Consider the following 23,553-nt stretch of genomic DNA (forward strand, 5'->3'; position numbering starts at 1 on the left):
GTCGGCCAGGAGAGGGAAGGGAGAACGCGGGCGTGCTCGATCTTGGACGGTTGAGGGCGCTGCACGCGGTGCACACGCACGGCTCGATCGGTGCTGCGGCCGCGGCGCTGGGGTACACACCGTCGGCGGTGTCCCAGCAGATCGCGAAGCTGGAGCGCGAGGCCGGGTCGGTATTGCTGGAGCGGCAGGGCCGCGGGGTGGCGCTGACTGATGCGGCGCGGCTGCTGGTGGCCGCGGCGCAGGAGTTGATGCGGGTGGTGGAGTCGGCCGAGGTCGCGCTGGAGGAGCAGCGCGGCCGGCCGAGCGGGCGGCTGACGGTGGCGGCGTTCCCGACCGCGGCCTGTGGGCTGCTGCCGCCGGTGCTGGCCGAGTTGGCCGCCGCGCACCCGGTGCTGGATCTGCGGCTGGTGGAGGTGGACGCTCACCTGTCGGTCGATCTGGTGCTGCGGGGCGCGGTGGACCTGGCGGTGGCGCACGACTGGGACATCGCGCCGCTGCCCGTACCGGACGGACTGGGGCGAGCGGTCATCGGTGACGACCGGTGCGATGTGCTGGTGCCCGCCGAACACCCTTTGGCGGCAAGGGGGTCGGTGCTGCGGACGGACATCGCGCGGGAGCGGTGGATCTGCCAGCCGCCGGGCTCGGTGTGCCACGACTGGCTGGTGCGGACGCTGCGGGAGTCCGGTACCGAACCGGACATGGCGTACCAGGTCGGTGAGTACGGCACGCAGGTCGCACTGGTTGCGGCCGGGTTGGGCATCGCGCTGGTGCCTCGGCTGGGCCGGGGGCCGCTGCCCGAGGGGGTGCGGGTGCTGCGGCTGGAGCCCGCGCCGGTGCGGCGGTTGTACGCGCTGTGGCGGAAGGGCGCGGCGCGGCGGCCGTCGATCACGGCCGCCGTCGACACACTCCGGGCGCACTGGCGGGAGGCCGCGTAGCCCGGCCCGTCACCCGGGCCGGGTGACGGGCCGGGTGACGGATTCGCGGCGGCGGAGGTCAGGCCGCCGAACGGACCTCCCCGGTGAAAGTGCGCCAGAGCCCGGCGTACCGACCGTCGCGGGCGAGGAGTTCCTCGTGGGTACCGTCCTCGACGACACGGCCGTGGTCGAGCACCACGACCCGGTCGGCCCGGGCCGCGGTGCTGAGCCGGTGCGCGACCACGAGGGTGGTGCGGCGGACGGACAACCGGTCGGCGGCCTGGTTGACCAGGGCCTCGGTGGCGAGGTCAAGTGCCGCGGTGGCCTCGTCGAGCAGCAGGACGGCGGGGTCGACGAGTTCGGCGCGGGCCAGGGCGATGAGCTGGCGCTGGCCCGCGGACAGGTTCCGGCCGCGTTCGGCGACGTGGTGGAGGTAACCGCCTTCGAGAGAGGCGATCATCCCGTCGGCGCCCACCGCGCGGGCGGCGGCCTCCACCTCGGCGTCGGTCGCGTCCATCCGCCCGTAGGCGATGGCGTCGCGGATGGTGCCCGCGAACAGGTACGGCTCCTGGGGGACGACGCCCAACTGCTGCCGATAGCCGGTCAGATCGAACTCGCGGATGTCGGTGCCATCGACGAGGACGGCACCGCCGGTCGGGTCGTAGTAGCGAGCGGCGAGTTTGACCAGCGTGGACTTGCCCGCGCCGGTCTCGCCGACGAAGGCGACGGTCTGGCCGGCGGGCACCCGCAGGTCGATACCGGCCAGGGCGTCGGTTCCTTCGGCGTCGGCGCCGCCGTAGCGGAAGAAGACGTCCTGGAAGGTGATCTCGCCGCGCAGGCGGTGCACCGGCCGCGGGTCCCGGGCCTGCGGTGTGGTGGTGGGCCGGCGCAGCAGTTCACGGATGCGGCCGAGCGAGACCGTGGCCTGCTGGAAGCCGTCGAAGACCTGGGAGAGCTGCTGCACCGGGGAGAAGAACAGGTCGATGTAGAGCAGGTAGGCGACCAGGGCGCCCGCGGTCAGGGTGCCCGCGTTGACCCGGTGGGCGCCGACGATCAGCACCAGCGCCGCCGCCACGCTGGACAGCAGCTGCACGAACGGGAAGTACACCGAGATCAGGAACTGGCCGCGGACCCGGGCCGTGCGGTATTCGTCGCTGCGGCCGAGGAAGCGCCGGGCGCCGTGCTGCTCACCGCGGAACGCCTGGACCACGCGCAGACCGGCCACGTGTTCCTGCAGGTCGGCGTTGACGACGGCGATCCGCTCGCGGGCGGACTCGTACGCGCGCACGGACTTGCGGCGGAAGACCCAGGTGGCGATCACCAGCAGGGGCAGGGTGGCGAAGACCAGCAGGGCGAGCTGCACGTCGATGGCGAGCAGTGCCACCAGGATGCCGACGAAGGTCAGCACGCTGACCAGCGCCGTGACCAGACCGGTCTGCAGGAACGTGGAGAGGGCGTCCACGTCCGTGGTCATCCGGGTCATGATGCGGCCGGACAACTCCCGCTCGTAGAAGTCCAGTCCGAGCCGGTGCAGGTGGGCGAAGATCTTCACGCGCAGGGTGTACAGGACGCGTTCGCCGGTGCGGCCGGTGAGCAGGGTCGAGCCCCACTCCACCACCCACTGCAGCAGGACCAGTGCCAGGCCGAGCAGGGAGGCCACCCAGACCGCGTCCAGCGCCTGTCGGCGTACGCCCGCGTCGATGCCGTGCCGGATCAGGACCGGCAGCAGCAGTCCGGCGATGGCGTCGATCGCGACGAGCAGCAGGCTGAGCAGCAGCGGGGTGCGAAACCCGCGGAGCATGCTGCCGAGCCCGAATGCCTGGTCCGCGGAGCGAGCGCGCTCCTCGTCGATGTCGGGGGTGTCGACGGCGGGCGCCAAGGCGGCGACCTTGGCGAGGAGTTCCGGGGTGGCGGGCATCCCCGCGAGCGCGCCGGCCATTCCCCCCGGGCCCGCCGCGGTCCTGCGCGCGGCCGCCGGCGCCGATGTGCCGCCGCCGGACGGATCGTCGTCCTCGTCCACCCGGAGGTGCTCGGGCCACAGCTCCGGAGTGATGCCCGCGGCCGCGTCCCGCACCGATTCGGCCTCGGCCACCGCCTCTTCCTCGGCCAGCAGCAGGCACTCCGGGTCGGCGCAGGTGCCGTCGGCGGCCATCTCGTGTCCACACCGCTCGACGGTCCGCGACGCCGCGGCGCCGGCCGGGTCGAGGTCGACCACGTCGGCGCCGAGCGCCTCGGGGTCGGTGAGCAGCGCGCGGTAGAGGGGGCTGCGCGCCTGGAGTTCCTCGTGGGTGCCCAGGTCGGCCAGGCGCCCCGCGTCCAGGACGGCGATCCGGTCGGCGAGGGCCAGGGTGGAGCGGCGGTGGGCGATCAGCAGCGTCGTACGGCCGCGCATCACCTGGCGCAGGGCGTCGAAGATCTCCGCCTCGACCCGGGCGTCCACCGCGGACGTGGCGTCGTCCAGGAGCAGCAGCCTCGGGTCGGTGAGGATCGCGCGGGCCAGGGCGACGCGCTGCCGCTGGCCGCCGGAGAGGGTCAGGCCCTGCTCGCCGACGACCGTGTCGTAGCCATCTGGCAGAGCGGTGATGAAGCCGTGGGCCTGGGAGGCGCGGGTGGCCGCAAGGACCTCCTCATCTGTGGCGTCGGGCTTGCCGTAGGCGATGTTGGCCCGCACGGTGTCGGAGAACAGGAAGCTGTCCTCGGGCACCAGCCCGATCGCGGAGCGCAGCGACTCGAAGGTCAGCTCGCGGACGTCCACACCGCCGATCCGCACGGCGCCGCCGGTCACGTCGTACATCCGGGGCAGCAGCAGGGAGACGGTCGACTTGCCGGAGCCGGAGGCACCGACGACGGCGACCGTCTCCCCGGGCTCGATGCTCAGGTCGAAGCCGTCGAGGACCGGGCGCTGGGCGCTGTAGCCGAAGGAGACGTTGTCGAAGTCGACGGTGGCGGGGGCGCCCGGCGGGAGGGTCTTGGTGCCCTCGTCGAGGGTGGGGCGGGTGTCAATGAGTTCGAGGACGCGCTCGACTCCGGCGCGGGCCTGCTGGCCGACGGTCAGCATCATGGTGAGCATCCGGACCGGGCCGGTGAGCTGGGCGAGGTAGGTGGAGAAGGCGACGAAGGTGCCCAGGGTGATCTGGCCGCGGGTGGCCATCCAGCCGCCGAGCGCGAGCATGCCGATCTGGCCGAGCGAGGGGACCGCCTGGAGTGCCGGCGTGTAGCGGGCGCTGAGCCGGACGGTGCGCAGCCGGCCCGCGAAGAGGCGGCGGCTGACCTTCTGCAGCTTGCCCATCTCCTGCTGTTCCTGGCCGAAGCCCTTGACCACCCGCACGCCGGTGACCGACCCGTCGACGACACCGGCGACTGCCGCCGCCTGGCCCTGGGCGTACCAGGTGGCGGGGAAGAGCCGCTTGCGGGAGCGGTCGGCGATGAACCACAGCGCGGGGGCGACGGCCAGGGCGACCAGGGTCAGCACCGGGGAGAGGACGAGCATCACCACGAGGGAGAGCAGGAAGAGCAGTAGGTTGCCGATCATGACGGGCAGCATGAACAGCAGCCCCTGGATCAGTTGGAGGTCGCTGGTGGCGCGGCCGACGACCTGCCCGGTGCTCAGCTCGTCCTGGCGGCGGCCGTCGAGCCGCATGATCGACCGGAACATCTCGTCCCGCAGGTCGTGCTGGACGTCGAGGGCGAGGCGCCCGCCGTAGAACCGCCGCAGGTACGTCAGCACGTAGACGACGACGGCGGCGACCACCAGGGCGATGGCCCACGGCGCGAGCGGCCTGTCGTGCTTGACGATGACGTCGTCGATGATCAGCTTGGGGACCAGCGGGACCAGGGCGGTGACGCCCATGCCCGCGAGGGACGCGCCGAGCGACAGCAGCACGCTGCGCTTGTACCGCCAGGCATAGCCGCTCAGCCTCCGGAGCCAGCCCTGCTCGGGGCCGTCCTCAGCCGCTGCCCCCGGTCTCGCCTTCGCCACGCCGTCCTCCACCACGTTCGTCCCGCGGCCCGCCGCCGCTTGTCCTGCCGACGCTCCCAACGCGCCGCACCGCGCGTTTCATCCTCCCGCAACAAAACCAACGACCAAGGTCGCACATGAGTGCGACCTTGGTCGTAATCATTTCGAGTGATTCGAACGGCTCAGCGGGCCGCCGCGATCTGCCGGGCCATGATCGTCGTGAGCTCGTAGGCGGTGTGGGAGGCGGCGACCGAGGTGATCTCCGCGTGGTCGTAGGCCGGGGCGACCTCCACCACGTCGGCCGACACCAGATGGCAGCCGGACAGGCCGCGCAGGATCTCCAGGAGTTCGCGTGAGGTGAGGCCGCCGGCTTCCGGGGTCCCTGTGCCGGGGGCGTGCGCGGGGTCGAGGACGTCGATGTCGACCGAGATGTACAGCGGCCGGTCGCCGATCCGCTCCCGCAGCTGCTGGGCGACCTCGTCGACACCGCGGCGCATCACGTCGGCGGAGGTGACGATGCCGAAGCCCATCTTCTCGTCATCGTCGAGGTCCTTCCTGCCGTACAACGGGCCGCGGGTTCCGACGTGGGAGAGCGCCGAGGTGTCGAGGATGCCCTCCTCGACCGCGCGGCGGAACGGCGTCCCGTGGGTGTACGCGGCGCCGAAGTACGTGTCCCAGGTGTCAAGGTGCGCGTCGAAGTGGAGCAGGGCCACCGGCCCGTGCCGGCGGGCGACCGCGCGCAGCAGCGGCAGAGCGACGGTGTGGTCGCCGCCGAGCGTCATGAGGCGGGCGCCGGTCGCCAGCAGGTCGTCGGCAGCGGTCTGGATGGTCTCGACCGCCTCACCGATGTCGAACGGGTTGGCGGCGATGTCGCCCGCGTCGGCCACCTGGGCAAGCGCGAAAGGGGCGGCGTCCTGCGCCGGGTTGTACGGGCGCAGCAGCCGGGACGCCTCGCGGATGGCGTTGCCGCCGAACCGCGCGCCGGGGCGGTAGGACACCCCGGTGTCGAAGGGCACGCCGACGACCGCGACGTCCGCACTGCCCACCTCGTCGAGCCGGGGCAGGCGGGCGAAGGTCGCGGGGCCCGCGTAGCGCGGGACACGCGAGGAGTCGACGGGGCCGCGCGGCTGGGCGCTGCTCATGTGGCTGCCTCTTCTCGGTGTGGCGGTTCGGTACGGCGCTTCTCGGTACGGCCGGTGCCCGCCGACCCTACGGTCCCCCGTCGGCCCCCGAAATGTACGTTTCCTCCAATCGGCGACGGTGATTACGCCTCGGCGTCGATCCGGGGCACGTCGCATACCGGGACGCGGGGGCGGGAGAATGTCTCCATGCCCATGGACCCGCTGCCTGCCACCCCCACCCGCCAGGCCCTCGTCTCGCACCTGATACGCACCCGGATAGCCGGAGACGTCGCGACCACGCGCGAGAACAACCTCGACCACTACCGGGAGCTCGCCGAGGGCAACCGCTACTTCTGGTTCGGGTTGGACCTCGGTGACCGGTGGACCGAGGAGTCGGCGGTGCTGGAGTTGATGGCGGAGCGCTGCGGGGTGGTCGCCGACCCCGAGCACGTGCACGGGCAGGACACCATCGACCCTGAGCTGACCATCGACGGCCTGGACCGTATGGCGGAGGTGCTGAAGAAGGCGGCGGAGAACCGCTCCACGGTCCTGCTGGCCAGCGGGCATCCCGCGGGATTGTTCGCGGTGCACAACGTACTTGCCGGGGCCTTGCGGGCGGTCGGCTGCCAGGTGGTCGGACCGGCGGAGAACCTGTACGCGGACGGCGGCGAGATCCGCTACCTCGGCGGTGTCTTCATGCTGCACCGGGGTGGCGGCCTGGTGCACACCCACTCGCCGGAACCGATGACCGAGGTGCTCAACGCCCTGGAGCGCGACGGGCGCGGGCTGCCCGACCTGGTGGTGGCCGACCACGGCTGGGCGGGCTGCGCAGGGGCGCGCGGTATCGACACGGTCGGCTTCGCGGACTCCAACGACCCGGCGCTGTTCGTCGGCGAGTCAGAGGGCAGCGTCCTGGTGAGCGTGCCGCTCGACGACAACGTGCAGCCGCATTTCTACGCGCCGATGGCCTCCTACCTGCTGGACGCGGCCGACCTGCGGCGTCGCCCGGCGGCGCCCCGGCCGGGTGGTGGCGGCCGGCACCGCCCGGACCCCCGGACCAGAAGGACCAGAACCCGCAAGACCCGCGACTAGGAACCGGGGACCAGGGATCGTCGGAGCCCGAACACCGACCCCGACCCCGATCGTCGACCCCGCCCCCTATCGCCGACCGGGACCCTCTGCAGGGCGGGCCGACCTCAGTCCCGCGGCACCCGGACCAGGCCCTCCTGGATCACCGACACGGCCAGCGCGCCGTCCTGGGTGTAGATGCGCGCGGTGCCCAGCCCGCGGCCGCCCGAGGCGGACGGGCTCTGCTGGTCGTACAGCAGCCACTCGTCCGCGCGGAAGGGGCGGTGGAACCACATGGCGTGGTCGAGGCTGGCGCCCACCACGTCGCCGACCGCCCAGCCGCCGCGCCCGTGCGCGAGGAGCACCGAGTCGAGCAGCGTCATGTCCGACACATAGGTGGCCAGGCAGACGTGCAGCAAGGGGTTGTCGGCGAGCTTGCCACGGGTGCGGAACCACACCTGGGAGCGCGGTTCGCGGCGCACGCCCGCGGTGAGGAAGGGCGGGTCCTCGACATAGCGCAGGTCGACGGCGGCCCGTGCTTCGAGCAGCCGGTCGATGACCGTCGGATCGGGGAACTTGTCGGCGTGGGCCGGCAGCAGTTCGTCGGCGCTGGGAAGCGTCTCGGGGTCGGGCGCCGACGGCATCGCCTCCTGGTGCTCCAGGCCGTCCTCATGGATCTGGAAGGACGCCGACAGGTGGAAGATCGGCTGGCCGTGCTGGATCGCGACGACCCGCCGGGTGGTGAAGGAGCGGCCGTCGCGAATCCGGTCCACCTGGTAGACGATCGGCGCGCCCGGGTCGCCTGGCCGCAGGAAGTACGCGTGCAGCGAGTGTGCGGCGCGCTCCTCGGGCACGGTGCGGCCCGCGGCGACCAGGGCCTGCGCCGCGACCTGCCCGCCGAAGACGCGCGGCACCACGGCCGAGCGGCTGAAGCCGCGGAAGATGTCCTGCTCGATCCGCTCCAGGTCCAGGAGGTCGAGCAGGGACTGCAGGGGTGTCGGTTTCTCGTTCACAGGCCCATCGACTTGGCGATGATCGACTTCATGACCTCACTGGTCCCGCCATAGATCCGGTTGACCCGGTTGTCCGCGTAGAGGCGGGCGATCGGGTACTCGTTCATGTAACCGTATCCGCCGTGCAGCTGGAGGCAGCGGTCGATGACACGGGCGGCGACCTCGGTGCAGAAGAGCTTGGCCGAGGCGGCGTCGGCGGCGGACAGTTCGCGCCGGTCGTGGGCTTCGAGCGCGCGGTCCACGACGGCTTCGGCAGCGTCGACCTCGGCCTTGCAGGCGGCGAGTTCGAACTTGGTGTTCTGGAAGGACGCGACGGTCTTGCCGAAGACGGTGCGGTCCTGGACGTACGCCTGCGCGAAGCGGATCGCGGCCGCGGCTTGGGCGTGGGCGCCGGCCGCGATGGCGAGTCGCTCCTGCGGCAGGTTCTGACCGAGGTAGGAGAAGCCCTTGCCCTCCTCGCCCAGCAGGTCCTCCACCGGCACACGGACGTCGGTGAAGGAAAGCTCCGCGGTGTCGGAGGTCTTCAGGCCGAGCTTGTCCAGCTTGCGGCCGACCGCGTAGCCGTCGGACTTGGTGTCGACGACGAAGAGCGAGATGCCGGCGCGGCGGTCCTCGGGAGTGGGCGGGGCGGTACGGGCACAGACGATCACGCGGTCGGCGTGGACGCCGCCGGTGATGAAGGTCTTCGCGCCGTTGAGGACGTAGTGGCTGCGGTCGTCGGCGAGTTTCGCGGTGGTCTTCATGCCGGCCAGGTCGGAGCCGGTGCCGGGCTCGGTCATCGCGATGGCGAACATCGTCTCGCCGCTGACGAAGCCGGGCAGCCAGCGCTTCTTCTGCTCCTGGGCGCCGTACGCCATCACGTACGGCAGGCAGAGGCCGACGTGCACGCTGCTGCCGCCGAAGCTGACGCCGGCGCGGGCCAGCTCCTCGCCGATCACGGCCTGGAACTTGAAGCTGCGCTCGCCCGCGCCGCCGAACTCCTCGGGCACCTCGATGCCGAACACACCGAGCTCGCCGAGCTTGTAGTAGAACTCCCGCGGTACCTGCCCGGCCGCCAGCCACTCGTCGTAGACGGGGACGACCTCGGCCTCGATGAAGGCGCGTATCGTCTCGCGGAACGCCTCGTGGTCCTCGTTGAACACCGTACGACGCACAGCGCGCCTCCCATCCGAGAATTAAGCAAGCGCTCAGAAAGTTACCCGCCGGTCGTCACCGCTGTCCAGGGCAGGACCGCCGCCGAGGGCGTCCAGCGCGCTGAGCGCGAGGCGGTGCAGAAGAGCGGCCATCCCGGCGCGGTCGGGCAGGCCGGACTGCGCGCCGAGGTGGGGCGTGGAGTTGAGCAGGCCGAACACGGCGTGGACAGCGGCCCGGGCCTCCAGTTCGGTGGCGCCGGGGTACACCCGGCGGACCACCGCCACCCATTCCTCCACATACTGCCGCTGGAGCTGGCGGACGAGTTTGCGGTCGGATTCGCGCAGCCGGTCCAGCTCTCGGTCGTGCAGGGTGATGAGCGGCCGGTCGTCGATGGCGAAGTCGATGTGGCCGCGGATCAGCGCATCCAGCGTCTCGGCGGGCTCCGTGGTCTCCGCGACCCGCATCCGGCCCGCGGCCAGCAAGCGCCCGCTGATCCCGACCAGCAACTCGGCGAGCATCGCGTCCTTCCCGGCGAAGTGCCGGTACAGCCCGGGGCCGCTGATGCCGACCGCGGCCCCTATCTCGTCCACGCCGACTCCGTGGAACCCGCGCTCGGCGAAGAGCCGCGCGGCCTCTCGGAGGATCTGCTCGCGCCGGTTTTCCACAGCCTTGGTCGGACTCATGAAATCGAGTCTAGACAATCCCGTTAGCGAGCGTTAACGTGGAGTCATCAGGTTAACGCTCGCTAACACCCGGGGGGCCGACCCATGGCAGCACCCGCCCTGTCCAGTGCCGCAGATCCGGCATCGGAGGCATTTCGCGCCAACGCGCAGGCGCACACCGCACTCACGGCGACCCTGCGTGACAAGCTTGCCGCCGCGCGGCTCGGCGGCGGGGAGAAGGCGCGCGCACGGCACACCTCCCGGGGAAAACTGCTGCCGCGGGACCGCGTGGACGGACTGCTCGACCCCGGCTCCCCCTTCCTCGAACTGGCTCCGCTCGCCGCCGACGGTATGTACGACGGCCAGGCCCCCGCGGCGGGGGTGATCGCCGGCATCGGCCGGGTCTCGGGCCGCGAGGTCGTGGTGGTGGCCAACGACGCCACCGTCAAGGGCGGCACCTATTACCCGATGACGGTCAAGAAGCACCTGCGGGCCCAGGAGGTCGCGCTCGACAACCGCTTGCCCTGCGTCTACCTGGTGGACTCCGGCGGCGCCTTCCTCCCCCGGCAGGACGAGGTCTTCCCCGACCGCGACCACTTCGGCCGGATCTTCTACAACCAGGCCACCATGTCGGCCCGCGGCATCCCGCAGATCGCCGCGGTGATGGGTTCGTGCACCGCCGGCGGTGCCTACGTCCCGGCGATGAGCGACGAGGCCGTCATCGTGCGGAATCAGGGCACGATCTTCCTCGGCGGCCCACCCCTGGTGAAGGCCGCCACCGGAGAGGTGGTCACCGCGGAGGAACTCGGCGGCGGCGAGGTGCACTCCCGGACGTCCGGTGTCACCGACCATCTCGCCGAGGACGACGCGCACGCGTTGAGCATCGTCCGCGACATCGTGGCCACCCTGCCGGCCCGGGGCGCGCCGCCGTGGACGGTGCGGCCTGCGGAACCACCCGCGGTGGACCCGGCGGGGCTGTACGGAGCAGTGCCGGCGGACTCCCGTACGCCGTACGACGTGCGGGAGGTGATCGCACGACTGGTCGACGGCAGCCGCTTCGCGGAGTTCAAGGCGGAGTACGGCACCACGCTGGTCACCGGATTCGCCCACCTCCAGGGCCATCCGGTCGGCATCGTGGCGAACAACGGCATCCTGTTCGCCGAATCCGCCCTCAAGGGCGCGCACTTCATCGAACTGTGCGACCAGCGCGGCATCCCGCTGCTCTTCCTCCAGAACGTCTCGGGCTTCATGGTGGGCCGGCAGTACGAAGCGGGCGGCATCGCCAAACACGGCGCGAAGATGGTGACGGCGGTGGCGTGCGCGCGGGTGCCGAAGCTGACGGTGGTGATCGGCGGCTCCTACGGCGCCGGGAACTACTCCATGTGCGGCCGGGCCTACAGCCCCCGCTTCCTGTGGATGTGGCCCAACGCCAAGATCTCCGTGATGGGCGGCGAGCAGGCCGCCTCGGTGCTGGCTACGGTGAAGCGGGACCAGTTGGCGGCAGCCGGCGAGAAGTGGAGCGAGCAGGCGGAGGAGGAGTTCAAGGCTCCGATCCGCGAGCAGTACGAAACCCAGGGCAACGCCTACTACGCGACGGCCCGGCTGTGGGACGACGGAGTGATCGATCCGCTGGAGACCCGCACCGTACTGGGTCTGGCGCTCACCGCCTGTGCCAACGCGCCACTGCCCGAAGCCGATCCGACCGCGCCGGGCTACGGCGTCTTCCGGATGTGAGGGCCGAGATGAGCAGCAACACCACCCTGAGCCGGCCGGCGATGTTCGACACCGTGCTGGTGGCCAACCGGGGAGAGATCGCGGTGCGGGTGATGCGCACCCTGCGGGAGTCAGGAGTGCGGTCGGCGGCCGTGTTCACCGAGGCGGACGCCGGCGCCCGGCATGTGCGGGAGGCCGACACCGCGGTGCGGGTGGACAGTTACCTGTCGGCGTCCGAGCTGGTGCGGGCGGCGGGCGCGGCCGGCGCGCAGGCCGTCCACCCCGGATACGGATTCCTCGCCGAGAACGCGGGCTTCGCCCGGGCCTGCGCACAGGCCGGGCTGGTCTTCATCGGGCCGCCGGCCGACGCGATCGAGCTGATGGGCGACAAGATCCGGGCCAAGCAGACCGTGCAGGCCGCCGGGGTGCCGGTGGTGCCCGGCAGCAGCGGCAGCGGGTTGACCGACGGCGAACTGGCCTGGGCGGCACGGGAGATCGGCATGCCGGTACTGCTCAAGCCGTCCGCGGGCGGCGGTGGCAAGGGCATGCGGCTGGTACGGGACGCGGCGCGGCTGCCCGAGGAGATCGCGGCGGCCCGCCGGGAGGCGCGCGGTTCGTTCGGGGACGACACGCTGCTGGTGGAGCGGTGGATCGACCGGCCGCGCCATATCGAGATCCAGGTGCTGGCCGACGCGCACGGCAATGTGGTGCACCTCGGCGAGCGGGAGTGCTCGTTGCAGCGCCGGCACCAGAAGGTGATCGAGGAGGCGCCGTCGGTGCTGCTGGACCCGGCCACCCGGGCGGCGATGGGCGAGGCGGCGGTGCAGGCGGCGCGTTCGTGCGGGTACACCGGCGCGGGCACGGTGGAGTTCATCGTGCCCGGCGCGGACCCGGCCGCGTACTACTTCATGGAGATGAACACCCGGCTCCAGGTGGAGCACCCGGTGACGGAGTTGGTGACCGGGCTGGACCTGGTGGAGTGGCAACTGCGGGTGGCCTGCGGGGAACCGCTGGACTTCGGCCAGGAGGACGTGACGCTGACGGGGCACGCGATCGAGGCGCGGATCTGCGCGGAGACGGCCCGGCCGGGCGACGGCACGGTGGACTTCCTGCCGTCGGCGGGCACCGTGCTGGAGTTGCGTGACCCGGCCGGGCCCGGGGTGCGGGTGGACTCCGGGCTGGCGGCGGGCACCGAGGTCGGCACCGCCTATGACCCGATGCTCGCCAAGGTGATCGCGCACGGCCCGGACCGGGCGACTGCGCTGCGCAGGCTGCGGGCGGCGCTGGCCGGCACGGTGGTGCTGGGCCTGGAGACGAACACCGGGTTCCTGCGGCGGCTGCTCGCGCATCCGGCCGTGGTGGCGGGCGAGTTGGACACCGGGCTGATCGACCGGGACGCGGCCGGGCTGCTGCCGGACGGGGTGCCGGACGAGGTGTACGAGACGGCGGCGCTGCTGCGGCAGCGCGAGTTGGCAGCGCCGGCGGAGGACGGCGGGTGGGTCGACCCGTTCTCGGTGCCGAGCGGCTGGCGGCTGGGCGGGGAGCCGGCCTGGACGGTGCACCATCTGCGGGTGCCGGGCCGGGAGCCGGTGCGGGTGGGAGTGCGCGACGGCCGGGTGCGGATCGGCGACGGTCCGCCGGTGCGGGCACGCATCGATGTGACCGGCTCGCGGGTGGTGCTGTATCGGGAGGACAGGGCGTCGGCTTTCGACCGGGCGGGCGAGTGGCTCGGCCGGGACGGCGACAGTTGGCGAGTGCAGTCGTACGACCCGGTGGCGGCGGCGCTGCGGGGTGCGGCGGCGGGCGCCGGGGGTGGTGCGCTGACCGCGCCGATGCCGGGCACGGTCACGGTGGTGAAGGTCGCCAAGGGCGAGCAGGTTGTGGCGGGGCAGAGTCTGCTGGTGGTGGAGGCCATGAAGATGGAACACGTGATCGCCGCGCCGCATGACGGCACGGTGACGGAGATCGACGTCACCGCGGGCACCACGGTGGCGATGGACCAGGTGCTGGCGGTGGTGGCGCCGGACGACGACCCGGACGGCTCGGCCCTCGGCTCCGGGGAGGCGTCATGACGGCCGGAGACGGATCGGCGGTGCGCGGCACCGGGACCGGCGGTGCCGGCAGGACTGACGGAAGCAGCGGCAGCAGCCCCGAAGCCGGCACGAGCAGCCGCACGGAGGGGCTGCCCGCGGGCCTGCCGATGGCGGTGCCGATGCCGGGACTGCCGGAGTACGTCCGCATCCATGAAGTCGGCGCCCGTGACGGCCTGCAGAACGAGAAGTCGACGGTGCCGACGGAGGTGAAGGCGCGGTTCGTGCACCGGCTGGCGGAAGCGGGGCTGACCACGATCGAGGCGACCAGCTTCGTCCACCCCAAGTGGGTGCCGCAGTTGGCGGACGCGGCCGAGCTGATGCCGCTCCTGGCCGACCTGGCCCGGGACCCGGAGCTGCGGCTGCCGGTGCTGGTGCCGAACGCACGGGGTCTCGAGCGGGCGCTGGAGCTGGGCGTGCGGGAGATCGCGGTGTTCGGCAGCGCCACCGAGTCCTTCGCCCGGGCGAACCTGAACCGGACGGTGGCGGAGTCGCTGGCGATGTTCGAGCCGGTGGTGGCGCGGGCCCGGGCCGAGGGAGTAAGGGTGCGCGGCTATCTGTCGATGTGCTTCGGCGACCCCTGGGAGGGCCCGGTACCGGTCGGGCAGGTGGCCGGGGTGGCCAGGCGGCTGTACGAACTGGGCTGCACCGAGTTGAGCCTCGGCGACACCATCGGGGTGGCGACGCCGGGCCATGTGGTGGCGCTGCTGGACGAGTTGACCGCCGGCGGGGTCCCGATCGGACACCTCGCGGTGCACTTCCACGACACCTACGGCCAGGCCCTGTCGAACACGCTGGCCGCACTCCAGCGGGGCGTCGGCGTCGTCGACGCGTCGGCCGGCGGCCTGGGCGGCTGCCCCTACGCCAAGAGCGCCACCGGAAACCTCGCCACCGAAGACCTCGTCTGGATGCTGCACGGACTCGGCATCAGGACCGGGGTCGACCTCGACCGCCTCAGCGCCACAAGCGTCTGGATGGCGGAGCAGTTGGGACGGCCGAGCCCGTCCCGTACCGTCCGCGCCCTCACCCACCGGGAGCCGTAGCCATGTCGATCGACCACCGTCTGTCCGAGGAGCACGAGTCGCTGCGGGCGACCGTGGCGGAGTTCGCCCGCGATGTGATCGCACCGAAGATCGGCGACTTCTACGAGCGGGAGGAGTTCCCGTACGAGATCGTGCGGGAGATGGGGCGGATGGGCCTGTTCGGGCTGCCGTTCCCAGAGGAGTACGGCGGGATGGGCGGGGACTACTTCGCGCTGGGGCTGGTGCTGGAGGAGTTGGCACGGGTCGACTCATCGGTGGCGATCACCCTGGAGGCGGGGGTGTCGCTGGGCGCGATGCCGGTGTTCCGGTTCGGTACGGAGGAGCAGAAGCGGACCTGGCTGCCGCGGCTGTGCTCGGGCGAGATGCTGGGTGCTTTCGGGCTGACCGAGCCGGAGTGCGGTTCGGACGCGGGCGGCACCAGGACCACCGCGCGGCTGGACGAGTCGAGCGGCGAGTGGGTGATCAACGGCACGAAGTGCTTCATCACCAACTCCGGCACCGACATCACCGGCCTGGTCACGGTGACCGCGGTGACCGGTCGCAAGGAGGACGGCCGGCCGCGGATCTCCTCGATCATCGTGCCGTCCGGCACCCCGGGGTTCACGGTGTCGAAGAAGTACAGCAAGGTCGGGTGGAATGCCTCGGACACCCGGGAGTTGTCGTTCGCGGACTGCCGGGTGCCGGCGGCGAACCTGCTGGGTGCGGAGGGCCGGGGGTACGCCCAGTTCCTGCGGATTCTGGACGAGGGGCGGATCGCGATCTCCGCGCTGGCCACCGGGTTGGCGCAGGGGTGCCTGGACGAGTCACTGGCCTATGCGCGGCAGCGGAAGGCGTTCGGGCGGCCGATCGGCGCGAACCAGGCGATCCAGTTCAAGCTCGCGGACATGGAGATGCGGGCCCACACCGCGCGGCTGGCCTGGCGGGACGCGGCGTCGCGGCTGGTGAGCGGGGAGAAGTTCAAGAAGGAGGCGGCGCTGGCGAAGCTCTACAGCTCGGAGATCGCGGTGACCAACGCCCGCGAGGCCACCCAGATCCACGGCGGGTACGGCTTCATGAACGAGTATCCGGTGGCCCGGATGTGGCGGGATGCCAAAATCCTGGAGATCGGCGAGGGCACCAGCGAGGTCCAGCGGATGCTGATCGCACGGGAGTTGGGATTGTCCGAATAACGCGGCACAGGTAGCCGGCGAAAGGGGCAGAAGTGCTGGGGTGGGCCCACCGGGGCCGGTGAGTTAGGTTAGGCTAACCTAACTCATCCCCCCAGTGAGAGGTCCACCCATGCGCTCACACCTGCTCAGTGACACCACGACGGAGCAGTACCGGCGCTCCGTCGCCGAGGGAGTCGAGCGGGTGGCGGCCACGCTGGCCGCGACCGACCGGCCGTTCACCGGCATCAGCCCCGACGCCCTCGCTCCCCGGGTCGACGCCGTCGACCTCGACCAGCCCCTCGGCGACACCGCCGCCGCCCTGGAGGAACTGGAGTCGGTCTATCTGCGCGACGCCGTCTACTTCCACCATCCCCGCTATCTCGCCCATCTCAACTGCCCGGTGGCGATCCCCGCGATCGCCGCCGAGGCCGTGCTCAGCGCGGTCAACTCCTCGCTGGACACCTGGGATCAGAGCGCCGGCGCCACCCTGATCGAGCGCCGGCTGATCGACTGGACGGCGGCCCGGATCGGCCTCGGCCCGGCCGCCGACGGGGTGTTCACCAGCGGCGGCACCCAGTCCAACCTCCAGGCACTGCTGCTGGCCCGGGAGGAGGCAGTCACCCACGGCGCCGATCCGGCCCGGCTGCGCATCCTGACCTCCGAGTGCGGCCACTTCAGCGTCCGCAAGTCCGCGAAGCTCCTCGGCCTGTCCGCGGACGCGGTCATCACGCTGCCCTGCGACCGCGACCGGCGGATGCAAGCCGCGGCGCTCGCACGGGAGTTGGAGCAGTGCGCCCGCGACGGGCTCGTCCCGATGGCCGTGGTGGCCACCGCCGGCACCACCGACTTCGGCTCCATCGACCCGCTCCCCGCCCTCGCCGCGCTCTGCGCCCGGCACGGCGTCTGGCTGCATGTGGACGCCGCCTACGGCTGCGGGCTGCTCGCCTCCACCACCCGCCGGCACCTGCTCGACGGCATCGAGGCCGCCGATTCCGTGACCGTCGACTATCACAAGTCCTTTTTCCAGCCAGTCAGTTCGAGTGCCGTGCTGGTGCGCGACCGGGGCACGCTGCGGCACGCCACCTACCACTCCGACTACCTCAACCCGCGCCGAGCGGCGGCCGAGCGCATCCCCAACCAGGTGGACAAGTCGCTCCAGACCACCCGCCGTTTCGATGCGCTCAAGCTGTGGATGACGCTGCGGGTGATGGGCACCGACGGGGTGGGCGCGCTCTTCGACGAGGTGCTGGATCTGGCCGACGGGGCCTGGACGGCGCTGGACGCCGACCCCCGTTTCGAGGTCGTCGTCCGCCCCGCACTGTCCACCCTGGTCTTCCGCTGGCTGCCGTCCGGCATCGCGACCCCGTCCGACATCGACCGCGCCAACCTGCACGCCCGCCAGGCGGTGTCCGCCGCCGGCCAGGCCGTGGTCGCCGCCACGAAGGTCCGCGGCAGCCACTACCTGAAGTTCACCCTGCTCAACCCGAACACCACGCTCGCCGACATCACCGCGGTCCTCGACCTGCTCGCCGGGCACGCCGACCGCTACCTCGCCACCACGACCACGGGAGAGACGCTTGTCCACGCCTCGTGACCCCCGCAACGCCGCAGCCACGGCTGCGGAATCGGCCGGCTCCGGCGACGCGCTCGACTTCATCGGCATCGGCCTCGGCCCCTTCAACCTCGGCCTCGCCTGCCTCACCGCCCCGCTCCCCCACCCCCGCGGCGTGTTCCTGGAGAGCAAGCCCGACTTCGACTGGCACTCCGGCATGTTCCTGGAGGGCAGCAGCCTCCAGACCCCGTTCATGTCCGACCTGGTGACCCTCGCCGACCCCACCTCGCCGTTCAGCTTCCTCAACTACCTCAAGCAGTCCGGCCGGCTGTACCCCTTCTACATCCGCGAGAACTTCCACCCGCTGCGCGAGGAGTTCAACGACTACTGCCGGTGGGCCGCCGCCCGCCTGTCCTCGGTGCGCTTCGAACGCACCGTGACCGAGGTGGTCTACGACGAGCGCCACGCGGAATACGAGGTGCGGACGGCGAACGGCGAGACGTACCACGCGCCCCGCCTGGTGCTGGGCACCGGCACCCCGCCCCACCTGCCCTCCGCGGTGGACAGCCTCGGCGGCGATCTCCTGCACAACTCCCGCTACCTGGCGGCGAAGCCCGGGCTCCAGGAGAAGCGGAGCATCACCATCGTCGGCAGCGGGCAGAGCGCCGCCGAGATCTATCACGACCTGCTCCAGGACATCGACGCCCTCGGCTACCACCTCACCTGGGTGACCCGCTCCCCCCGCTTCTTCCCGCTCGAATACACCAAGCTCACCCTGGAGATGACCTCACCGGAGTACATCGACTACTTCCACGCGCTGCCCGCCCCGGTCCGCGACTCGCTCAACAGCACGCAGAAGAGCCTGTACAAGGGCATCGACTCCGACCTGATCAACGCGATCTTCGACCTGCTCTACGCCAAGAGCCGCCGCGGCAAGGTCCCCACCCGCCTGCTCACCAACACCTCGCTGGACAGCGCCGATCACGACCCGGCCACCGGCACGTACACCCTCGGGCTGCGCCAGCACGAGCAGGACCGCACGCACACCCTCACCACCGAGGGCCTGGTGCTGGCCACCGGCTACCGCTACCAGGTGCCGGAGTTCCTCGACCCGGTCCGCGACCGCATCCGCTGGGACGACCAGGGCCGTTACGACGTCAACCGGGACTACGCGATCGACGTCACCGGCCGCGGCATCTACGTCCAGAACGCCGAGTTGCACACCCACGGTTTCGCCGCCCCCGACCTCGGCATGGCCGCCTACCGCAACTCCCGCATCATCCGCCACCTGCTCGACGGCGAGGAGCCGTACCGGGTGGAAACGGCCATCGCCTTCCAGGAGTTCACCGTATGACCGCCCCCGCCCGCTTCACCTTCCGCCCGGTCGACCCGCCCGCCGACGCCGGCCTGCTGCACACCTGGGTCACCCACCCCAAGGCGTCGTTCTGGCTGATGGCCGACGCGAGCCGGTACGACGTCGAGCGCGCCTACGCGGACATCGCGCAGGCGCCGTACCAGGACGCGTTCATCGGGTCGTACGACGGCGAACCCGTCTGCCTGCTGGAGCGGTACGACCCCGCGCGGGTGGAACTGCCCGGGCTGTACGACGCCGAGCCCGGCGACGTCGGGATGCACTTCCTGGTCGCGCCGGCCGACCGGCCCGTGCACGGCTTCACCCGGGCGGTCATCGCCGCGGTGATGGGCGAACTGTTCGCCGACCCCTCGGTACGCCGCGTCGTGGTCGAGCCGGACGTCCGCAACACCGCGGTCCACGCGCTCAACAAGACGGTCGGCTTCGAGGTGATACGCCGGATACGCAAGCCGGAGAAGGAGGCGCTGCTGAGCATCTGCACCCGCGCGGGGTACGAAGCGGCGCTCGACGGGGGGCGGGTGCGATGACGACCACCGTCCGCTCGGGCCTGGACCCGGCCCTGGACCCGGCCACCGCCCACCTGAACCCGGAACTGTGGGCGCGCGCGACCCGCCACCTGGTCCGCAAGGCGCTCGCGGAGTTCGCCCACGAGAAGCTGCTGACGCCGGCCCGCGACGAGGAGCGCGGCAGCGGGTGGTACGTGGTCCGCAGCGACGACGGCGGCACGGCGTACCGTTTCCGCGCCGACCGGCTGGCGCTCGACCACTGGCACCTCGACCCGGCCTCCCTCACCCGGACCCGCGAGAGCGCCGAGAGCCCGGCCGCCCCGGACCCGATCGGCGGGGACCTGCCGCTGGACGCGCTCGCCTTCTTCGCGGAGTTCCGCACCTCCCTCGCACTCGGCGACGACGTCCTGCCGCTGTACCTGGAGGAGATCACCTCCACCCTCGCGTCGCTCGCGTACAAGTACGGCAAGCACACCGGCGACGGCACGACCGCCGGCCCTGGCACCCCTGGCGCGGACGGCACCCCTGACGCACCCGGCAGCCCCGCCACCCTCGCCACTCCCAGCGCCGCCGCCCTCAGCCGCGCCCCCTTCCAGACCGTCGAAGCCGCCATGCTCGAAGGGCACCCCTGCTTCGTGGCCAACAGCGGCCGCATCGGCTTCGGCGCCCACGACCTGGCCATGTACACCCCGGAGGCCGCCACCCCCGTCCGGCTGACCTGGCTCGCCGCCCACCGCGACCGCGCCCACTTCAGCGTGGGCGCCGGCCTCAGCTACGACGACCTGATCGCGGGCGAGCTGGACGCCTCCACCCGGGAGCGTTTCGCGCGGACCCTCCGCGACCTCGACCTCGACCCCGCCGACTACCTCCTGATCCCCGCCCACCCCTGGCAGTGGGAGCACCGCCTCGCCACCACCTTCGCCGGCGAGGTCGCCCAGCGGCACCTCGTCCACCTCGGCCCGGGCGACGACACGCACCTCGCCCAGCAGTCGGTCCGCACCTTCTTCAACGCCGACCACCCCGAACGCCACTACGTGAAGACCGCGCTATCCGTCCTCAACATGGGGTTCCTGCGCGGCCTGTCCGCCGCGTACATGGCCGGCACCCCCGCGATCAACGACTGGGTCGCCGACCTGGTCGCCGCCGACCCGACCCTGACCGCCGCCCGCTTCTCGATCCTGCGCGAGCGCGCCGCCGTCGGCTACCACCCGCTGCCGTACGAGGCCGCCACCGAGCCGGGCTCGCCGTACCGCAAGATGCTGGCCGCGCTGTGGCGGGAGAGCCCGGTGCCCGGGCTGGGCCCGGGGCGGTCGGCGGCGACGATGGCCTCGCTGCTGCACGTCGATCCCGACGGCGGCTCCTTCGCCGCCGCGCTGATCGCCCGCTCCGGCGAGCCGCCCGAGCGCTGGCTGCGCGGCTACCTGGACGCGTACCTGGTGCCGGTCGTGCACTGCCTGTACGCCCACCGCCTGGCCTTCATGCCGCACGGCGAGAACGTCATCCTCGTGCTCGACGCCGACGGCCGGGTGGAGCGGGTGGTCTTCAAGGACATCGCCGAGGAGATCGTGGTGATGGACCCGGAGGCGGATCTGCCGCCGGAGGTGCGGCGGGTCCGCGCCGACATCCCGGACGACGAGCAGGCGCTGTGCGTGTTCACGGACGTCTTCGACTGCTTCCTCCGCTTCCTGTCCGCGATCCTGCACACCGGCCGGGTACTGGACCAGGACCCCTTCTGGCGGACGGTCGCCGAGTGCGTCGCGGACTACCAGCGGGCCCACCCCGAGTTGGCCGGGCGCTTCCGCCGCCACGACCTGTTCGCGCCGAGCTTCGTCCGGTCCTGCCTGAACCGGCTCCAGCTCCGGAACAACCGCAGCATGGTCGACCTCGCCGATCCCTCGGCGGCACTCCAGTTCGTCGGAATCCTGGACAATCCGCTCGCCGCTCACCCGTTCGGCCCCCACTAATCGCGCAAGGGTGCCCGAAAACGGGCAGGATTCTTGCAAAGCAGGGATGATCTGATGAGTATCAACGGGTGCCCGAACACCGGACGTCCTACGAAGACCTCATCGACCACCTGGTCCGCACCACGTCGCTGCACCGCGGCGAGGCGTCCCGGGTGGTGCTGGACGTCCTGGCCTACTTCGACGAGACGACCGAGGAGTACGTCCGCCGCAGGCACCGCGAGCTCCAGGCGAAGGGGCTGGTCAACACGGAGATCTTCGAGCGGATCGGCGAGGAGCTGCCGCACCGGGCGGTCGCCCCGGCCGCGCTCTCCCAGCGCCAGCTGCGCCGGATCGTCTACGGCTGACCGGGCACCCCCACCCGACCGGGCGCTCAGGGGCGCACCGGGCACCCCCGACAGGTACGACCGAGAGGGACGGCATATGTGCGGAATTGTCGGCTACATCGGCAGGCGTGACGTGGCACCACTGCTGCTGGAGGGCCTGCAGCGGCTGGAGTACCGAGGCTACGACTCGGCCGGCATCGTGATCACCGGCAGGTCCGGCGAGCTGCGGACCGTCAAGGCCAAGGGCCGGGTGCGCGACCTGGAGGCGCGCGTGCCCAAGCGCTTCGCCGGCACCACCGGCATCGCGCACACCCGCTGGGCCACCCACGGCGCGCCCAGCGACGCCAACGCGCACCCGCACCTGGACGCGGACAACGCCGTCGCCATCGTGCACAACGGCATCATCGACAACGCCTCGGAGCTGCGCGCCCGGCTCACCGCCGAGGGCACCGTCTTCAGCTCGGAGACCGACACCGAGGTGCTCGTCCACCTCATCGCCCGCTCGCAGGCCGACACGCTGGAGCAGCGCGTCAGCGAGGCGCTCCGCGCGGTCGAGGGCACCTACGGCCTCGCGGTGCTGCACCGCGACTTCCCGGACCGGATCGTGGTGGCCCGCAACGGCTCCCCGGTGGTGCTCGGCATCGGCGAGAAGGAGATGTTCGTCGCCTCCGACGTGGCCGCGCTCGTCGCCCACACCCGCCAGGTCGTCACGCTCGCGGACGGCGAGATGGCCACCCTCAAGGCCGACGACTTCCGCACGTACACCACCGAGGGCTCCCGGACCACCGCCACGCCGACCACCGTGGAGTGGGAGGCCGAGTCGTACGACATGGGCGGCCACGACACCTACATGCACAAGGAGATCGCCGAGCAGGCCGAGGCGGTGGACCGGGTGCTGCGCGGGCGGATCGACGACAAGTTCGCCACGGTGCACCTGGGCGGCCTCAACCTGGACCCGCGCGAGGCGCGCGGGGTGCGGCGGATCAAGATCCTCGGCTGCGGCACCAGCTACCACGCGGGCCAGATCGGCGCGCAGCTCATCGAGGAGCTGGCCCGTATCCCCGCGGACGCCGAGCCCGCCTCGGAGTTCCGCTACCGCAACCCGGTGGTCGACCCGGACACGCTGTACGTGGCGGTGTCGCAGTCCGGCGAGACGTACGACGTGCTGGCGGCCGTGCAGGAGCTGAAGCGCAAGGGCGCGCGGGTGCTCGGCGTGGTCAACGTGGTGGGTTCGGCGATCGCCCGGGAGGCGGACGGCGGCACCTACGTGCACGCCGGGCCCGAGGTGTGCGTGGTGTCCACGAAGTGCTTCACCAACACGGTGGTGGCCTTCGCGCTGCTCGCGCTGCACCTGGGCCGGATCAGGGACCTGTCGGTCGCCGACGGCCGGCGGATCATCGAGGGGCTGCGGCGGCTGCCCGGCCAGATCGACGAGATCCTCAAGGCCGAGCCGGAGATCAAGCGGCTGGCGCTGCACTTCGCGGACGCGAAGTCGATGCTGTTCATCGGCCGGGTGCGGGGCTACCCGGTGGCCCGGGAAGCGTCGCTGAAGCTGAAGGAGGTCAGCTACATCCACGCCGAGGCGTACCCGGCCTCCGAGTTGAAGCACGGCCCGCTGGCGCTCGTGGAGCCGGCGATGCCGACGGTGGCGATCGTGCCCGACGACGACCTGCTGGAGAAGAACCGGGCCGCGCTGGAGGAGATCAAGGCCCGCAGCGGCCGCATCCTGGCCGTGGCCCACCAGGAGCAGGAGAAGGCCGACCACACGATCATCGTGCCGAAGAACGAGGACGAGCTGGACCCGATCCTGATGGGCATCCCGCTGCAGCTCTTCGCGTACCACACCGCTCTCGCGCTCGGCCGGGACATCGACAAGCCGCGCAACCTGGCGAAGTCGGTCACCGTGGAGTGAGTCGCGGCCCCTGGAACACCCGCGGTGGGCCCGGACCGCACCCCGGCCGGGCCGGCCGCA

At 71.7% G+C, this 23,553-nt stretch carries 17 protein-coding genes; 12 read left to right on the forward strand and 5 right to left on the reverse strand.

The window, feature by feature from the left end; all coding sequences use genetic code 11:
• Window positions 1-32: 32 nt before the first annotated feature.
• On the forward strand, window positions 33-935 hold the full coding sequence (locus OG370_RS14655) for a LysR family transcriptional regulator (RefSeq protein ID WP_328464342.1): 903 nt from the start codon (window positions 33-35) through the stop codon (window positions 933-935).
• A 58-nt stretch (window positions 936-993) separates the two neighbouring features.
• On the opposite strand, the gene OG370_RS14660 is transcribed toward OG370_RS14655, so the two are convergent.
• Window positions 994-4,893, reverse strand: coding sequence for an ABC transporter ATP-binding protein (locus OG370_RS14660; RefSeq protein ID WP_328464343.1), 3,900 nt, complete (start codon window positions 4,891-4,893; stop codon window positions 994-996).
• Window positions 4,894-5,054: 161 nt separating this feature from the next.
• The gene (gene speB, locus OG370_RS14665) at window positions 5,055-6,014 is read right to left on the reverse strand and encodes an agmatinase (protein WP_328464344.1); all 960 of its coding nucleotides are present in this window, start codon (window positions 6,012-6,014) and stop codon (window positions 5,055-5,057) included.
• Window positions 6,015-6,200: 186 nt separating this feature from the next.
• Here speB and OG370_RS14670 point away from each other — a divergent pair, with 186 nt between their 5' ends.
• The gene (locus OG370_RS14670) at window positions 6,201-7,085 is read left to right on the forward strand and encodes a phosphatase (RefSeq protein WP_328464345.1); all 885 of its coding nucleotides are present in this window, start codon (window positions 6,201-6,203) and stop codon (window positions 7,083-7,085) included.
• 104 nt (window positions 7,086-7,189) lie between these two features.
• Here OG370_RS14670 and OG370_RS14675 read toward each other — a convergent pair whose 3' ends face one another.
• From OG370_RS14675 to OG370_RS14685, 3 genes are read right to left on the reverse strand one after another with little or no spacing between them, the layout of a single operon-like run.
• Entirely contained in the window at window positions 7,190-8,074 is an 885-nt protein-coding gene (locus tag OG370_RS14675) for an acyl-CoA thioesterase (protein ID WP_328464346.1), read from the reverse strand.
• Window positions 8,071-9,228 carry an acyl-CoA dehydrogenase family protein gene (locus tag OG370_RS14680; RefSeq protein ID WP_328464347.1) on the reverse strand — a complete coding sequence of 386 codons (1,158 nt, stop codon included), beginning with the start codon at window positions 9,226-9,228 and terminating at the stop codon, window positions 8,071-8,073. The genes OG370_RS14675 and OG370_RS14680 overlap by 4 nt, the downstream gene beginning before the upstream one ends.
• A gap of 33 nt (window positions 9,229-9,261) precedes the next feature.
• Entirely contained in the window at window positions 9,262-9,891 is a 630-nt protein-coding gene (locus OG370_RS14685) for an SACE_7040 family transcriptional regulator (protein WP_328464348.1), read from the reverse strand.
• Window positions 9,892-9,975: 84 nt separating this feature from the next.
• Here OG370_RS14685 and OG370_RS14690 point away from each other — a divergent pair, with 84 nt between their 5' ends.
• The 10 genes from OG370_RS14690 (at window position 9,976) to glmS (ending at window position 23,493) form a co-directional block, all read left to right on the forward strand.
• Window positions 9,976-11,604, forward strand: coding sequence for a carboxyl transferase domain-containing protein (locus OG370_RS14690; protein WP_328464349.1), 1,629 nt, complete (start codon window positions 9,976-9,978; stop codon window positions 11,602-11,604).
• A gap of 41 nt (window positions 11,605-11,645) precedes the next feature.
• Window positions 11,646-13,655 carry an acetyl/propionyl/methylcrotonyl-CoA carboxylase subunit alpha gene (locus OG370_RS14695; RefSeq protein ID WP_328474097.1) on the forward strand — a complete coding sequence of 670 codons (2,010 nt, stop codon included), beginning with the start codon at window positions 11,646-11,648 and terminating at the stop codon, window positions 13,653-13,655.
• Between the two features lie 128 nt (window positions 13,656-13,783).
• Entirely contained in the window at window positions 13,784-14,716 is a 933-nt protein-coding gene (locus OG370_RS14700; RefSeq protein WP_328474099.1) for a hydroxymethylglutaryl-CoA lyase, read from the forward strand.
• Between the two features lie 2 nt (window positions 14,717-14,718).
• Window positions 14,719-15,885, forward strand: coding sequence for an acyl-CoA dehydrogenase family protein (locus tag OG370_RS14705; RefSeq protein WP_328464351.1), 1,167 nt, complete (start codon window positions 14,719-14,721; stop codon window positions 15,883-15,885).
• Between the two features lie 109 nt (window positions 15,886-15,994).
• Window positions 15,995-17,458, forward strand: coding sequence for a pyridoxal phosphate-dependent decarboxylase family protein (locus tag OG370_RS14710; protein ID WP_328464353.1), 1,464 nt, complete (start codon window positions 15,995-15,997; stop codon window positions 17,456-17,458).
• The gene (locus tag OG370_RS14715; protein WP_328464355.1) at window positions 17,442-18,770 is read left to right on the forward strand and encodes a lysine N(6)-hydroxylase/L-ornithine N(5)-oxygenase family protein; all 1,329 of its coding nucleotides are present in this window, start codon (window positions 17,442-17,444) and stop codon (window positions 18,768-18,770) included. Before OG370_RS14710 ends, OG370_RS14715 begins: the two co-directional genes overlap by 17 nt.
• Window positions 18,767-19,315 (forward strand): GNAT family N-acetyltransferase, encoded by a 549-nt coding sequence (locus tag OG370_RS14720; RefSeq protein WP_328464357.1) that lies wholly within the window; start codon window positions 18,767-18,769, stop codon window positions 19,313-19,315. Before OG370_RS14715 ends, OG370_RS14720 begins: the two co-directional genes overlap by 4 nt.
• Window positions 19,312-21,258, forward strand: coding sequence for an IucA/IucC family protein (locus OG370_RS14725; protein WP_328464359.1), 1,947 nt, complete (start codon window positions 19,312-19,314; stop codon window positions 21,256-21,258). The genes OG370_RS14720 and OG370_RS14725 overlap by 4 nt, the downstream gene beginning before the upstream one ends.
• A 68-nt stretch (window positions 21,259-21,326) precedes the next feature.
• Complete coding sequence (locus tag OG370_RS14730; RefSeq protein WP_328464361.1) at window positions 21,327-21,602, forward strand: hypothetical protein; 276 nt, start codon at window positions 21,327-21,329, stop codon at window positions 21,600-21,602.
• A gap of 76 nt (window positions 21,603-21,678) precedes the next feature.
• Window positions 21,679-23,493 (forward strand): glutamine--fructose-6-phosphate transaminase (isomerizing), encoded by a 1,815-nt coding sequence (gene glmS / locus OG370_RS14735; protein ID WP_328464363.1) that lies wholly within the window; start codon window positions 21,679-21,681, stop codon window positions 23,491-23,493.
• Window positions 23,494-23,553 lie beyond the last annotated feature (60 nt).

The sequence above is a fragment of the Streptomyces sp. NBC_00448 genome (assembly GCF_036014115.1).
In the GTDB taxonomy this organism is placed as follows: domain Bacteria; phylum Actinomycetota; class Actinomycetes; order Streptomycetales; family Streptomycetaceae; genus Actinacidiphila.

Excerpts from the sequence above, each read along its gene's own strand:
- OG370_RS14700 (WP_328474099.1), top strand. The coding sequence starts at position 13,784 with ATGGCGGTGCCGATGCCGGGACTGCCGGAGTACGTCCGCATCCATGAA.
- OG370_RS14690 (WP_328464349.1), top strand. The coding sequence starts at position 9,976 with ATGGCAGCACCCGCCCTGTCCAGTGCCGCAGATCCGGCATCGGAGGCA.
- OG370_RS14720 (WP_328464357.1), top strand. The coding sequence starts at position 18,767 with ATGACCGCCCCCGCCCGCTTCACCTTCCGCCCGGTCGACCCGCCCGCC.
- OG370_RS14725 (WP_328464359.1), top strand. The coding sequence starts at position 19,312 with ATGACGACCACCGTCCGCTCGGGCCTGGACCCGGCCCTGGACCCGGCC.
- OG370_RS14695 (WP_328474097.1), top strand. The coding sequence starts at position 11,646 with ATGTTCGACACCGTGCTGGTGGCCAACCGGGGAGAGATCGCGGTGCGG.
- speB (WP_328464344.1), bottom strand. The coding sequence starts at position 6,014 with ATGAGCAGCGCCCAGCCGCGCGGCCCCGTCGACTCCTCGCGTGTCCCG.
- OG370_RS14685 (WP_328464348.1), bottom strand. The coding sequence starts at position 9,891 with ATGAGTCCGACCAAGGCTGTGGAAAACCGGCGCGAGCAGATCCTCCGA.
- OG370_RS14710 (WP_328464353.1), top strand. The coding sequence starts at position 15,995 with ATGCGCTCACACCTGCTCAGTGACACCACGACGGAGCAGTACCGGCGC.
- glmS (WP_328464363.1), top strand. The coding sequence starts at position 21,679 with ATGTGCGGAATTGTCGGCTACATCGGCAGGCGTGACGTGGCACCACTG.
- OG370_RS14670 (WP_328464345.1), top strand. The coding sequence starts at position 6,201 with ATGCCCATGGACCCGCTGCCTGCCACCCCCACCCGCCAGGCCCTCGTC.
- OG370_RS14705 (WP_328464351.1), top strand. The coding sequence starts at position 14,719 with ATGTCGATCGACCACCGTCTGTCCGAGGAGCACGAGTCGCTGCGGGCG.